This window comes from Membranihabitans marinus, assembly GCF_019802045.1.
GTDB lineage: Bacteria > Bacteroidota > Bacteroidia > Chitinophagales > Saprospiraceae > Membranihabitans > Membranihabitans marinus_A.
In genome coordinates, this window is the sequence record NZ_JAHVHU010000020.1 from 19,002 (window position 1) to 33,366 (window position 14,365).

General features: G+C 46.9%; 10 protein-coding genes. 6 read left to right on the plus strand and 4 right to left on the minus strand.

Going from position 1 to position 14,365, the window contains the following annotated elements:
• Positions 1-132: 132 nt before the first annotated feature.
• A complete protein-coding gene (gene proB / locus KUV50_RS17460; protein WP_222581479.1) occupies positions 133-1,209 on the minus strand; it encodes a glutamate 5-kinase in 1,077 nt (358 codons plus the stop codon).
• A gap of 101 nt (positions 1,210-1,310) precedes the next feature.
• Here proB and glyA point away from each other — a divergent pair, with 101 nt between their 5' ends.
• Complete coding sequence (gene glyA / locus KUV50_RS17465) at positions 1,311-2,585, plus strand: serine hydroxymethyltransferase (RefSeq protein WP_222581480.1); 1,275 nt, start codon at positions 1,311-1,313, stop codon at positions 2,583-2,585.
• 5 nt (positions 2,586-2,590) lie between these two features.
• Here the strand turns inward: glyA and KUV50_RS17470 are convergent, their stop codons facing one another.
• Positions 2,591-3,367: a tRNA pseudouridine synthase A gene (locus KUV50_RS17470; RefSeq protein WP_222581481.1), complete on the minus strand. Its 777-nt coding sequence runs from the start codon at positions 3,365-3,367 to the stop codon at positions 2,591-2,593.
• A gap of 301 nt (positions 3,368-3,668) precedes the next feature.
• On the opposite strand from KUV50_RS17470, the gene KUV50_RS17475 reads away from it, so the two are divergent.
• Entirely contained in the window at positions 3,669-5,243 is a 1,575-nt protein-coding gene (locus KUV50_RS17475) for an ArnT family glycosyltransferase (protein ID WP_222581482.1), read from the plus strand.
• Between the two features lie 278 nt (positions 5,244-5,521).
• On the opposite strand, the gene KUV50_RS17480 is transcribed toward KUV50_RS17475, so the two are convergent.
• The gene (locus KUV50_RS17480) at positions 5,522-6,268 is read right to left on the minus strand and encodes a glycosyltransferase family 2 protein (RefSeq protein WP_222581483.1); all 747 of its coding nucleotides are present in this window, start codon (positions 6,266-6,268) and stop codon (positions 5,522-5,524) included.
• Positions 6,269-6,697: 429 nt separating this feature from the next.
• On the opposite strand from KUV50_RS17480, the gene KUV50_RS17485 reads away from it, so the two are divergent.
• The 4 genes from KUV50_RS17485 (at position 6,698) to KUV50_RS17500 (ending at position 13,768) form a co-directional block, all read left to right on the plus strand.
• Positions 6,698-8,335, plus strand: coding sequence for an NAD+ synthase (locus KUV50_RS17485; protein WP_222581484.1), 1,638 nt, complete (start codon positions 6,698-6,700; stop codon positions 8,333-8,335).
• Between the two features lie 148 nt (positions 8,336-8,483).
• Positions 8,484-11,153, plus strand: a complete 2,670-nt coding sequence (locus KUV50_RS17490) for a c-type cytochrome (protein ID WP_222581485.1) — start codon at positions 8,484-8,486, stop codon at positions 11,151-11,153.
• 76 nt (positions 11,154-11,229) lie between these two features.
• Entirely contained in the window at positions 11,230-11,781 is a 552-nt protein-coding gene (locus tag KUV50_RS17495; RefSeq protein ID WP_222581486.1) for a ferritin, read from the plus strand.
• A 511-nt stretch (positions 11,782-12,292) separates the two neighbouring features.
• Positions 12,293-13,768, plus strand: a complete 1,476-nt coding sequence (locus KUV50_RS17500; protein WP_222581487.1) for a sodium:solute symporter — start codon at positions 12,293-12,295, stop codon at positions 13,766-13,768.
• Here KUV50_RS17500 and KUV50_RS17505 read toward each other — a convergent pair.
• Positions 13,765-14,319, minus strand: a complete 555-nt coding sequence (locus tag KUV50_RS17505; protein ID WP_222581488.1) for a GNAT family N-acetyltransferase — start codon at positions 14,317-14,319, stop codon at positions 13,765-13,767. The two genes, KUV50_RS17500 and KUV50_RS17505, sit on opposite strands and share 4 nt — an antisense overlap.
• Between the last annotated feature and the right edge of the window lie 46 nt (positions 14,320-14,365).

The window sequence follows — 14,365 nt, forward strand, 5'->3', positions numbered from 1 at the left end:
AAAGAGCCCCATTTGATTCGCTTGTTGCTACAGGTCCTCTGCTGCCAATCTCAATTCAAAACTAAAAATTTAAAATTCACAATCATTTCACCATCAATGCCCCTTGATCTAACCCTGACGATCAACAGCTACTTATACCACATACAAATAATCGTAGTGCACCAACGGTTTTTGATGATTCTCACCGATGCGCTCCTGGGCGAGTTCTGAAGCGTACTGCGCCCGTCCTAATGCGATAATTTGACCAGCGGTGTTGACCAGTTCAATAATATCACCTTTGGAAAAATTTCCGTTTATAGCCGTGATACCTACGGGGAGCAAGCTGTTGGCGTGTGAAGATTGCAGTGCTTTTACAGCGCCTTCATTGATCGTGACACGTGCCGCCGTGAAATGCTGGGCATGTGCGATCCATTTTTTACGGCCATCCTTGGTGTCGGATGGAATAAAATGGGTGTGCGGTGTGGTGCCCTCTAAGACCTGGCGAAGTATATCGGGGTGGGTTCCATCGGCGATGTGGACAGCGATCCCCAGTCGGGCTGTTTTTCGGGCCAGGTACACCTTGGTCTTCATCCCTCCGCGACCAAAACTGGAGCGGCCGCCGATAAGAATGGACTCTGAAATGGATTCATCCGGATGAAATTTTTCTACCAATACAGAATCAGCTTCCCGGGGATTTCCACTGTAGACACCAGCAACATTGGATAGAATGATTAAGGCATCCGCGCCTACCATGGCTGCCACAAGGCCGGCCAGCTCATCGTTGTCGGTGAACATGAGCTCCGTTACGGAAACGGCATCATTTTCATTGATGATGGGGAGTATTCCCTGTGCGGTTAACTGGGTGATACATTGCTTTATGTTCAGATAATGACGCCGGCTGCGGAAATCGTCCCGGGTGACCAGCACTTGAGAACAAAGCATATTTTCGGCTTCAAAAAATTTTTGGTATTCTCGGATCATTTTGACCTGTCCCAGAGAAGCCCACACCTGTCGCCGGGCAATTTCGTCCTTTGCATCCATCATCAAACCATAGCTGCGTCCAAAAGCTACTGCGCCGGATGAAACCAGAATCACCTCGAGCCCGGCCTGGGAAAGTGCGGAAATCTGTTGCACCAGACTTTTCATCCGATACAGATCGGGGGCTCCATTTTCCTGACTCAGGACATTGGAACCGACCTTAACCACTATTTTCTGATATGGTGTTTTCATAAGTCGGGTCAAATTTAATGAAAGGCCCCACAAAATCAATCTATTCAATCCGGAATTTAATTGGAAAACGCTACCTTTGCACTCTCAAATCTAAAATCAGAATGAAAGATACTAAAATAGCCCAACTGATCGAGCAGGAACTCCACAGACAACGCAGTGGAGTAGAGCTCATCGCTTCTGAAAATTTTTGCAGCAGCGATGTTATTGATGCCATGGGGAGCGTCCTGACAAACAAATACGCAGAAGGTTATCCCGGAAAGCGGTACTACGGAGGATGTGAAGTGGTCGATGAAGTAGAGCAACTGGCTATAGACCGCCTCAAAGAGCTCTTTGGTGCAGAATATGCCAATGTTCAACCGCATTCCGGATCCCAGGCGAATGCAGCCGTTTATCTGGCCGTGCTCAAACCTGGAGATACGATTTTAGGATTTGATTTATCGCATGGCGGGCACTTGACCCACGGATCACCGGTCAGTTTTTCCGGAAAACATTTTGATGCGCAGCATTACGGTGTGAACAAGGAAACAGGTCGGGTAGAGATGGAACACGTGCGTGAAAAAGCGCTGGAAACCAAGCCTGCACTAATTATTGTTGGTGCATCAGCCTATTCCCGAGATTGGGATTATGAAGCCTTTCGGGCTATAGCGGATGAAGTAGGTGCGCTGTTAATGGCGGATATTGCTCATCCGGCCGGGTTGATCGCGGCCAAAAAACTGAATGACCCGATGCCCCATTGCCACATCGTCACTAGTACCACCCACAAGACCCTGCGGGGCCCCCGGGGGGGAATTATAATGATGGGTAAAGATTTTGACAATCCGTGGGGGCGCAAAACCCGGAAAGGGAAACCGATTAAGATGTCGTCCATTCTCAACAGCGGCGTTTTCCCGGGTATGCAGGGTGGACCTTTGGAACACGTAATCGCGGCCAAAGCGGTGTCTTTTCTGGAAGCTTTGCAGCCAGAATTCAAAGATTATGCAGAGCAGGTTATCGCGAATGCACAAGCCATGGCAGAACGTTTTGTAGAAAAAGGCTACCAAGTGATTTCCGAAGGGACCGACAACCACATGATGCTGATCGATCTTCGAAATAAAGGATTGACCGGTAAAAAAGCGGAGAACACCTTAGTGAAAGCCGACATTACCGTGAACAAAAACATGGTGCCTTTTGATACCGAATCCCCGTTTGTGACCTCCGGTATCCGGGTGGGCGCTGCGGCGGTGACCAGCCGTGGATTGACCGAGGATCATTGCCGTCAGATCGTTGATTGGATCGATGTTATTCTTCAGGATCCCGACAATGACACTATGATCGCGGATACCAAGACCACGATCAATACCTATATGAATGAATTTCCGTTGTATCCTGAACGGTAGGGGGATTATAGATCTTGGATCTTAGATTTTGATTTCATTGATTTCTCGATATATGGATATCGAATATCACTGAGGAACAGTCCATGCGCCGGTACGGACCAGATATCTTTTATTTGCTCGCCCCGGGACATCGCTCTTTCCAGGTCTTCCATAGTGATTCTGCCTTCGGCATAGCGCAGGCTTGCACCGGTAATTAGCCGGACCATTCCTCGTAGAAATCGGTTGGAGGTGATGTGAAGTTCGATGCCATCCTGGGACTCCTGCCATTCACAGCGGGACAGCTGACACCGGTGGTGGTTGACATCAGAGTGCACTTTGGCGAAGGTTTGGAAGTCTTCGTACGTGGTCAATTTTTGGCTGAATTCATTGAGCGTGTCGAGGGAGAAATTAGCGGCCCGGCGGTAGTAGAACGAGTATTTTTCCCGAAATGGGTTTTTGTGAGAATGAATATGGTAGATGTAGGACCGTTCGGTGGCATCAAAGCGAGCGTGGGCCTCTTCGTGCACGGGCCAGATTTTAATGATCGCTACATCCCGGGGCAGAAAGTTGTTCAGACGAAAAAGAAAAGAATCATCGAGTACGGCCTCAACGACCGTGTGGGCAAAAAAGTCCAATGCATGAACTCCACTATCCGTACGGCCGCATCCCATGATGGCGACCTCGGTCTGCAACATCCGGCTCATCCGGTCTTCGATGACTGCCTGGACACTAGTGACATTGGGTTGTCGTTGCCACCCGGCATAGGCCTGGCCGTCATACATGAGCTGTAAGAAATACTTCATAGATCAAAAGTAAAAAATATCCGATATTTGACGGTTGATGACACCTAGCGATTGGGATAAAATATAATTATAGGAATTGACGACGCAATTTTAAATGTAGGAACGAGGAGAAAAACAAGACCACATCCATCCGCGTCTGATGAAGCTACTCAGCGGTACCAGTGGCTCAAGCAACGGTGGTTAATGAAGTGAATGTCCAATAAAGCAAGTCAAAACCGCGAGAGCCCCCATGCTATAGGGTGTTTATTCCGTACAAGTCCCTGAAAGGCACTGCAATTATCGGGTTAAATCACAGAACAGTTTGAATGAATTCTTCAAATATCGTAGCCATTTTATCTTTTGGATGTTGTTGTTCGCGGTAGCGTGGAGCTATAATTACCCGGAAATTCTTTCCAAAGGGCCCTATTCTATTCATCAATGGCGCCAAGCCGATTGTCTTTCGATCACCCAAAATTTTTATGTCGAAGACCGACCTTTCTTGGAGCCGGCCATCCATTGGGTGGGTGAAGCCGATGGACGAACGGTAAGTGAGTGTCCGATTATTTATTATTCGGTAGCAAAGCTGTGGCGGTGGTTTGGTAAAGAGTATTGGATGTTTCGTTTGATCAACATCCTGCTGGTATTTCTGGGGTTGTGGTCGCTATTCCGGTTGACACTTCGGGTAACTTTATCGCCATTCTGGTCCGTGGCGCTTCCACTTTTTCTTTTTTCGTCTCCCATTTTGGCTTATTATACGAACAACTTTATGGCCGATGCACCGGCATTCGGACTGGCGTTGACTGCCGGATACCTGGCTTATCTGGGGGTGGTCGACCGCAAACGATGGGCATATTACCTGGCTTTTTTGGTGTTCCTGGCAGCTGGGCTGATCAAGGTCAGTGCATTGATTTTGTTTATTGCTCTGGGAATGTTGCATGGGAAATATGCTGTTCGGGGACGGTTACACCGGGAATTGACCCGGTGGAGTGCTTGGTGGCCTTATGTCGTAGTGGGATGTGGACTGATTATGTGGTATGGGTATGCGAACCGGTATAATGAAGCCAATGTATCCTGGATTTTTCTGACGGGTTTGTTTCCCATCTGGGACCTGGACGGAGAAGCCATCCGGAGCATATGGTGGGACCTGACGCATACGTTGTTGCCGGCTTATTTTATCCGCCAGGGTTTGTGGCTGTGTGGTATACTATTCGGGATTCTACTCTGGAACTATAAGAAAGGGCAGCGATTCTGGCTGCAGTTAACCTTGTTGATTTCAGCTGGATTGGTGGGATTTGTGTTGTTGTTTTATCAGGCTTTTACCGTTCATGATTATTACCTGACCAATTTGCTCATCATCATTCCTGTGTTACTGTTAGCAGTTCTCGATATGGGAAAAGCGCATTTCCGTCTCCTTTTGAAAAATAAATGGGTGCGTGGGTTTGCTGTACTCGTTGTCACTTTGTTGATATACAAGACAGCACTGACCAACCGGATGAAGTACGATGCCGAAGATCCATGGCTCCAGTACAACTTTGTGATAGCTGATTCGCGGATACAGCATTGGAGGTGGTTTCACTACGATTATCAACAGCATGAAAAGGCCTACGAAACGATCAAACCTTACCTCCGGAGCCTGGGCATCAACCGGGAAGACCGGGTGCTCTCCTACTCCGATCTTAGCATCAATATTTCGCTGTATCTCATGGATCAGAAGGGGTTTTCATCCTTTGGATTTGGGGCGTTTTCTCTGGACGAAAAGATGGCGAAGTACAAGCAGTATGGCGTCCAATATGTGATCGTGGATGAAGCCTCGGACGATCCGGAGACCATCGCACCGTACCTCGGGGAAAAGATCGGGGACTATCAGAATCTGGGAATTTATGAATTTAGATTGTAGATTTCAGAATTGTCCGCACGCTGACATTGAAGCCTGTCTGCCGGCAATTGATAACCATAAAGGTATCCTGGTAGACTTCAGCGCAAGAGTTCATAGCTTTCTTTGATCGATGATCCTTTTAGTAAAATTGATAGTGAAGGAGAAATGAAGTCTTCTACTTTTGAAATTTGTGCTGTTTCACCCCAACGAGTTGACCAAGCTGTGCTTGAGTTAAATGTCGCTCTTTTCTTGCTTGTTTTGTAACATATCCCAATACCAAATCAAACTTAACCACGCCCTCAACCAGAGTGAAAAATCCGGGATTTCACCCAGCCCCATTTGTTCAACCGATAGAGTAGGGAGGTTTTCAGTACGCCCAGGCCATAGCGGGTGCTGCGGCGGAAGTTGATGGAGGAAGCATCGTCAAAATAACGGGTGGGACAGGTGACTTCCCCGATCTCGTAGCCTTTATAAAAGATCTGAGCGAGCATCTGATTGTCGAAGATAAAGTCGTCCGAATTCGCCGACAAATCCAGATTTTGCAATACTTCCGCTGCAAAAGCCCGGTATCCGGTGTGATATTCGGAGAGCTTCTGACGTAAGAGCAGATTTTGAACGAAGGTGAGAAACCGGTTGGCAATGTATTTGTACCGCGGCATACCGCCTTTGAGGGCACCCCGTCCGAGAATACGCGAACCGAGCACCACAGGATATACGTCATTGGCGATGATGGACGCCATAGCCGGGATCAACTGCGGGGTGTATTGGTAATCGGGATGCAGCATGATGATGATCTCCCCACCTAAAGCAAGCGCCTTTTCGTAGCAGGTCTTTTGATTGCCGCCGTAGCCCCGGTTCTTTTCATGAACCAGAATGTGCCGGATCCCCAGTTGACGTCCGTATTCCACGGTGCGGTCTTTGCTGGAATCATCGGTCAGGATGACTTCATCGACAAGGTCATGAGGGATTTCCCCATAGGTCATCTCCAGGGTCTTTTCAGCATTGTAGGCCGGCATGACCACGATCACTTTTTTACCACGTATCATACATATCAGGCTTAATTCACAAGTCAAAGTAAATAAAATTAATTCCTTTCCCGTACTTTTAGGGTTTTGAAAGACAGTGGATTCTTGGAATTGTGAAGGAGCCGGGGACTAAACAAGCTGTTACACCACCGCTAAAGCTTTGCCCTACGCGGTCAGCGATTAAATTTGCTGCTACAGGGAGTAAGTGGTTTTTGATAACCATCTTGGGATGAACGTTTTATTATGGATAGTTTTTTCAGACAGGTAGACCAATATGGTTATAAATTTGGTGCTAATCGAATACGAAAACATGATCTTATGGTGGTGGGTTTGTACATGGAACCACAGTTTATGACCCGATAACTTCCATGGGTTTCCAATGGAAAACGTTTTATAAATTAGGCTCTTGTTAAAAGTCTTTTACGTCGAAAAATATAAAAACAATACATTTTGAAAATAGCCATTGCTCAATTGAATTATCTAATCGGTGATTTTGAAGGGAACGTCCGACAAATGATCGATGCGATCCACCAGGCTCGCGAGAAAAAGGCTGACCTGGTCTGTTTTAGTGAGTTGGCCACCACGGGATACCCACCGCGCGACTTTTTGGGCTTTGAAGATTTTATCGAATTGTCCGATAAAGCCATTGATGAACTCAAACCCCATTCGCACGACCTGGCTATCGTGGTAGGATCTCCCCGCATAAACCCCGTCCTGGAAGGAAAAGATTTGTACAATTCAGCGGTGGTGATCCATCAGGGAAAAATCGTTTTCACGCAGCATAAGACTTTATTGCCGACCTACGACATATTTGATGAGTACCGCTATTTTGAACCGGCCAGTGAATGGGGGGTCTGGGAGTTCCAGGGAAAAAAAATAGCACTGACGGTTTGTGAAGACATCTGGAACGTGGGCAACGAAAATCCCATGTACACCATCAGCCCGCTGGATGAGATGATGAAGGATAATCCGGATTTTGCGATTAATCTGTCTGCTTCGCCTTTTGATTTTGATGCAGCCGGACGCCGGATTAATGTGGTCAAGGCCAATGTGGCCCGCTATAAGATCCCATTCTTTTACATTAATCATTGCGGGGCTCAGACAGAAATCATATTCGATGGTGGGTCGATCGTGGCGAACCAGGACGGGGTGATCGTGGATGAAATGCCTTACTTTGAGCCCACACTCCGGGTGTATGATTTGGATGAAGTACGTCGGACGACCAAGCCTGCCGTGCAGTCTAAAGGGAAGATGGATCTTATCCATCAGGCGCTGGTGCTTGGGATCCGTGATTACTTCCGAAAACTGGGTTTTCGGCGGGCGATAATAGGTTTGTCCGGTGGGTTGGATTCTGCACTGACCTGCGTATTGACGGTCGATGCGCTGGGTGCTGATAATGTGCGGGTCCTTCTGATGCCCGGACCTTTTTCATCGGATCATTCCATCACGGATGCCCGGCAACTGGCAGAGAACCTGGGTATTCGCTATGATATTGTAAATATTAATGACCCGTATGCCGCTTTTAATGAAACCCTGAAACCGTTGTTTGAAGGACGACCTTTTGATCTCACGGAAGAGAATATTCAGGCGCGGATCCGGGGTGTGCTGTTGATGGCTGTTTCCAATAAAATGGGGGATATCCTGCTCAATACCTCCAATAAAAGTGAAGCGGCGGTGGGGTATGGTACCTTGTATGGGGATATGGCGGGAGGACTGGCGGTGATCGGTGATCTGTACAAGTCAGAGGTCTTTGAACTTTCCCGATATATAAACCGACAAACAGTAGTGATCCCGGAGAATACGATACTCAAACCGCCTTCGGCAGAGCTGCGGCCGGATCAAAAAGACAGTGATTCATTACCGGATTATGAAGTCCTCGATGAAATTTTATACAAATACATCGAAGAATCAAAAAGCCCCGAGGACATCGTTGAAGAGGGGTTTGATGGTGATCTGGTGCGCCGGATCTGCCGGATGGTAAATCGCAATGAGTTTAAACGACACCAGTCGGCGCCTGTTCTACGAGTCAGCCGGAAAGCTTTTGGAATGGGGCGCCGAATGCCCATCGTTGGAAAATATTTGTCGTAGTCGGGGGAATCAGTTACATTTGGGTGGTTTGAGGACCATGAGTTTTTACAGATTGGGCTGTTCTTCCGGATTTGTTAAAGCTTAGCGTAGAGATCTGAGCTGGTGTCGGATCGGCACATCTTACTTTAAAAATTAAACATTACAACGCATGTACTGTCATAAACAGATTGTAAGAAATATTCTTTTTATTTTCATGCCCGGCTTATTTATCCTAGGCTGCCAGGAGGAACGGCCTCCCTGTGAACCCAATACCGAAGATGCTCTTTCTTTCCTTACCGATTCATTGAGAAACAACCTGGAATGGCCGGAAGACCTGGTCTTCAATGCGTTCTCCGGACCGGATCTGACGCCCAGTCCGGCTTGTATGGCGGTAGCGCCCACCGGTGAAGTGTATGTTGGTGTGGATATGATCGGATCCCTGGGGAAGGAAATGGGCAATGGAAAAATTGTGCGTTTAGTGGATTGCAACCAGGATGGAATTGTGGATTCACACACTGAATTTGCTGTGCTGGATGATCCACGTGGGATTATCGCGATCGATGATCAGGTTTTTGTGCTGCACACGACCTTTTCAGAAGAAACCAAAAAAGCAACCGGTATGGATCTGATCCGGTTGGAAGACAAGGATGGTGATGGGATAGCGGACGGTCCGCCTCACATATTGATTGAAAATATATGTGCTCCCCGGTATTTGCGGGAACGCGGAACCGATCACGCCACCAATGGTATACGGATGGGAATTGATGGGTGGATCTATATTGCAGTGGGTGATTTTGGGTTCCATAATGCAGTGGACCGAGCGGGGACCACATTGACCCAGCTCGGTGGAGGGATTGTTCGGGTACGTCCGGATGGGACCGGTATGGAAGTATATACCCATGGGATGAGAAACATCTACGATGTAGCTATTGATCCATACATGAATATTTTTACCCGTGGCAACACGAATGACGGAGGTGGTTGGAACATCCGTTTCACGGACCACATCCAGTCCGGAGAATATGGGTACCCCATGTTATTTAAACATTTTACGGAAGAAATCATTCCCGGTCTGGTCGATGTCGGCGGTGGTTCGGGGACTGGTGCTATTTACATGGATGACGACCGGTGGCCTGAGGCATACAATCAGGTGCCTTTGATGGCGGATTGGGGGCGAAGCCATTTGTACATGCATCCGGTGACGCCTTCCGGCGGGAGTTTTACGCAGCAAGAGAAAAAGTTTATTCAATTGCCTCAGATTACTGATGTCGATTTGGATGCTTCGGGAATTATGTATTTATCAGCCTGGGATGGCGCAGGGTATTCTGGAAGTCCAGATAAAGGATATACGGTTCGGGTGATTCCCGAAGGTTTTGAACCGAGCTATTACGCCAGTTTGAAAAACGCCAAAGTGTCCCGGTTGATCGAAGAGTTAAAATCGGGTAGTTCGATTGCGCGGCAATATGCTTCGTATGTGCTGGTCCATGAACAGGCTGAAGCTGCATCAAAAATCTGGAAACTGGTGCAAGATGATTCTCTGCCCATGGAGGCTCGTGTAGCAGCCATGTATACTTATGCACAGATGGCCGGGGCATCAGGTATTGACAATCTGGTGGAACTTTCAGAAGAGCCGGCTATGAGAGAATATGCGCTTCGAGCAATGACGGACCGATTGGATTGGATCGATCAGGTCCCGGTGGAACCTTATTTGTCCGGGTTGAAAAGCGACAATGACCGGGTCAAAATTGCTTCGATTATCGGGTTGGGCCGTATGGAGCGAAAAGAAACCGCATCTGCTCTGCTTGAGATTAAAGTGCCGGATTCGTTTCAGGCACCTGAAATCGGTACCGACGGTCCACATGCGACTCCCAATTCGGAAATTATTCCCGCTCATGTGGCTGTGCGCGCGTTGGTACGAATGGATGCCGTTGATGAATTGCTGGATGCCGTTGAACAAGATAGAAACCCATTGGCTCTTTGGGCACTGCGGTATATTCATGACCCAAAAGTGCCTCAAAGGTTGATGGCATGGTATGAGGAAAGTGATGATGCGAAGTTCCGGGCGGACATTCTGACCCTGCTGGCCCGGCTGTACCATCAGGAAGCCCCCTATGACGGATCCTGGTGGTGGGGAACCCGACCCGATACACACGGTCCATATTACAAAGCGGTAGAGTGGAATGCATCGCCGCAGATCCGTGATTTCCTCATCAAGGCACGACGAAACACGCCATCATCAGATCACGACAGGTTTACGGTCCTTAATAGTAAATATCGATTGGGGATAGAATCATTTGGTGAGCTGGAGCCTAAAAAACCCGTGGAAAAACAACCCTTAGCGGATTTGGAAAAAATTCGGAACAAAAAAGGACAGATCGGGAAGTCCTCCATCGAAGATGTGATGCTTGCGTTGGATAGAATCCAGGGAGATGTGGACGAAGGGAAAAAATTGTTTGTAAAGCAGGGGTGTCAGACTTGTCACAATGTGGAGCCTGGTGAAGTGATGAAGGGGCCTTTTATGGGACAGGTTGGTTCCATCATGAACCGCCACCAAATAGCTGAATCAATCCTCAAGCCCAGTGCATCGATTTCACAGGGCTTTGGAACCGTTCAGATTCGTACCAGTGATGAAAAAATATACGTCGGATTTGTGACCGAAGAATCTGCGGATGAACTGGTGATCCGAAATATTGCTGGTGCAGCCACAACCCTGAAAAAGGACGATATTAAGGAGCGAAATGAACTTGAATCTTCCATGATGCCATCCGGATTGGCAAACGCTTTGTCTTTCCAAGAATTTGCATCTTTAGTGGATTTCCTTAAAAACCAGACACAATAGCTACGTTTTTGATAATCCAGACTTGATCGATTTTTGTTTTCTGTTATTTTCTATATTTTGAAAAAAAAATTAGAATATGGACACAAATCGATTATCAAAAGAAATGGTTGGCATCCTCAACGAGCAGGTAAAGAATGAAGCGCAGGCCGCACAGATCTTCTTATCTTATGGAGCCTGGGCGGATGAGGCAGGGTACGAAGGTGTCGCCAATTTTTTGTTCCGTCATTCCCATGAAGAGCGCAACCATATGATTAAATACATGGAATATATTATGCAGCGCGGAGGACGGGTCAACATTACCGCATTGGATGCACCACCGGCCGATCCGAAGAACCTTCAGGATTGCCTGGAGAAGATTTTTAAACACGAGGTAGAAAATACGGAAGCTATATATAAAATCACCAATCTTGCCCTGGAAGAAAAAGATTGGGCGACCTGGAACTTCAATCAATGGTTCGTTCAGGAACAAATCGAAGAAGAAACGATGGTCATGGATCTGCTCGATAAGCTCAAAATTGCCGGGGGACCCAAAGCTACTGATGAATCTTTGTTTTACTTTGACAATCAATTGGCATCCATGCCCGATGAAGCCGATCTGGCTCGGGATGCAACGATCGATGAGCAGTAGTGGAGGTGTAGGGCGCTTCGCTGTTAGGTGTTAGGGCGCTTCGCTGTTAGGTGTTAGGACGCTTCGCTGTTAGGTGTTAGGGCGCTTCGCTGTTAGGTGTTAGGACGCTTCGCTGTTAGGTGTTAGGGCGCTGTACTTTAGGTTAGGAAGCCTCTTTTTTTAGTGACGTGCAGTAAGCTATTTCAGGTGTATGACAGTTTTTAAATAGTAATCGCCATATGTGTCTGTCTGGTTAATGTAGCAAAAGCATCCTGCTTTTGGAAAATGCTCAATGTCTGGAGGTGGTCCCCAACGTATTGGGACGGGCACTTTCCTTAAGAAAGTACTAGCCCAGGAAAGGATAATACTATTTTGTGAGGTGTTTGTGGGATTTAAGCGTGAAAAACCGGCCGAATGATAGGATATCAGAAATATTATAATATTTTTACTGCGATTGAATCAAAAAATCATGCCATCATTGGGAGTGCATGACTGAGATTCCATATTTTTTAAACAGCTGTAACCCTACTCGATGACCACGATTGACTACGTTCTGTTTTTCACCTATCTGATCGGTATTATCCTACTTGGTGCTTCTTTTTATTCAAAAAATAAATCATCAGATGCCTTCACCACTGGTAATCAAAAGTTCCCGGCGTGGGCAGTGACCTTGTCAATCTTTGCAACATTTGTGAGTAGTATAAGCTACCTCGCTCTTCCCGGCAGTGCGTATATGGGAAATTGGAATGTGTTCGTTTTTAGTCTCTCTTTGCCTATTGCGGCGCTTATCGCAGTCCGGTATTTTGTACCCTTGTACCGGCGTGTTAACAGTCCTTCAGCATATACGTTTTTGGAGAACCGATTCGGTTTGTGGGCTCGAATCTATGTATCAGCGTGTTATCTTTTGACCCAGGTAATGCGCATAGGAACGATATTGTATCTTTTGGCTATTACGGTCCACACCATCACAGACTGGAACATCCCTTTTATCATATTGCTCACAGGTATTTCTGTGTTGATTTATTCGATCATGGGAGGTATTCAGGCGGTGATCTGGACCGATGCCATACAGGCGATTGTGTTGATTGGCGGCGCATTGATATGTATCGTTTATTTGCTGGTGAATATCCCTGGTGGTTGGGATACGTTTGTGACGGTGGGACAAGAGTCGGGGAAGTTTTCTCTGGGCAGTTATGGATTGGAACTGGACGCGCCCACATTTTGGGTGGTGCTGATTTACGGTTTGTTTATCAACCTGCAGAATTATGGCATTGATCAAAACTATGTCCAGCGGTACGTAGCATCATCGTCGGACAAGAATGCGGGTAAATCTGCGCTTTGGGGAGGCTTGCTCTATATTCCGGTTTCTTTAGGATTTTTGTTGATCGGTACCTTGCTTTATGTATACTACCAGACAAGCGGTTCATTACCTACAGATCTGATGGGAGAAGGCCAGAGTGACAAGGTTTTCCCTTATTTTATAGTACAAGAACTGCCGGCCGGGATGACCGGGATATTGATCGCATCTATTTTTGCAGCCGGGATGAGTACAGTATCAACCAGCTTCAACAGCGGTGCTACGGTGATTTATACGGATTATTACAAGCGATTTTTTGCAAAAGAAACGGGTAAGGATCATTCGATGCGTGCGTTGTATGTTGCTTCAGCAGTATTGTCTGTGCTGGGAATGATTGTTGCATTGGCAATGATTAATGTCAAAAGTGCCCTGGACGCCTGGTGGTCATTGGCCTCTATTTTTAGTGGGGGGATGCTCGGCTTGTTTTTGCTCGGAGCCTTTGCCCGGCGAACTACACAGGTCGGTGCTATTGCCGGTGTCGTTGCTGGTTTATTGCTAATCGTGTATCTCAACGTACTTCCGTTTTTTACCGATTCCGGAGAAACATCAGGATTGCATAGTTATCTGACGATTGTCTTATCTACGACCCTGATCTTTTTGGTCGGATTTCTGGTGTCTATTTTTTTTGGAAAGAATGAAAAAAGGGTCTAACTACTCCAGTCCCACAACACAATATCCCAGACCTGGTGCTCCGTAGCGTATTCGTGAACGACCTCAAACTCGATTTTCAAATGCGCATGCAAAGATCTTGGATTACTGCGGGCGATTTCTGTGACAATAAAATCACAAGATGATTCAATTTTACGTTTGGTCCCCCGATACAGCGATCCCAACAAACCTCGGCCCCGATACGCTGCATCGATGCAGCATTGACCGCCGATCATATAAGGATATTGGGAGAGGGCTATTCCACCGATATTGACTTTTTCAAAATTTGCTAACATCGGTTTCAGTACTGGAAATGATTTCGCCCTATGGGGGTACATGGAAAGATTGTACCCGACGACACCGGTTTCATCAACAGCTACCATTTGCGGAGATTCCATCATCATAGCCCGAAGAATTTCAGGGTTATGCTCCAGGGTCACGAAACCATCAGACCAGTCCTCGTTCTCGTTTTCTGGAACCATTAAGTGTTTTTTCTGCAAGGCCAGCATCCCTTCAATATCTTTTTCATCCTTCATTTCTCTGATATGAATCATAAACTCAATGGCTTTGCTCTTTTATAGAAGGTGTAAAAAAGGCTTT

Coding starts and splice junctions, on each gene's coding strand:
- proB (WP_222581479.1), bottom strand. CDS start 1,209: ATGAAAACACCATATCAGAAAATAGTGGTTAAGGTCGGTTCCAATGTC.
- glyA (WP_222581480.1), top strand. CDS start 1,311: ATGAAAGATACTAAAATAGCCCAACTGATCGAGCAGGAACTCCACAGA.
- KUV50_RS17470 (WP_222581481.1), bottom strand. CDS start 3,367: ATGAAGTATTTCTTACAGCTCATGTATGACGGCCAGGCCTATGCCGGG.
- KUV50_RS17480 (WP_222581483.1), bottom strand. CDS start 6,268: ATGATACGTGGTAAAAAAGTGATCGTGGTCATGCCGGCCTACAATGCT.
- KUV50_RS17490 (WP_222581485.1), top strand. CDS start 8,484: ATGTACTGTCATAAACAGATTGTAAGAAATATTCTTTTTATTTTCATG.
- KUV50_RS17495 (WP_222581486.1), top strand. CDS start 11,230: ATGGACACAAATCGATTATCAAAAGAAATGGTTGGCATCCTCAACGAG.
- KUV50_RS17500 (WP_222581487.1), top strand. CDS start 12,293: ATGACCACGATTGACTACGTTCTGTTTTTCACCTATCTGATCGGTATT.
- KUV50_RS17505 (WP_222581488.1), bottom strand. CDS start 14,319: ATGATTCATATCAGAGAAATGAAGGATGAAAAAGATATTGAAGGGATG.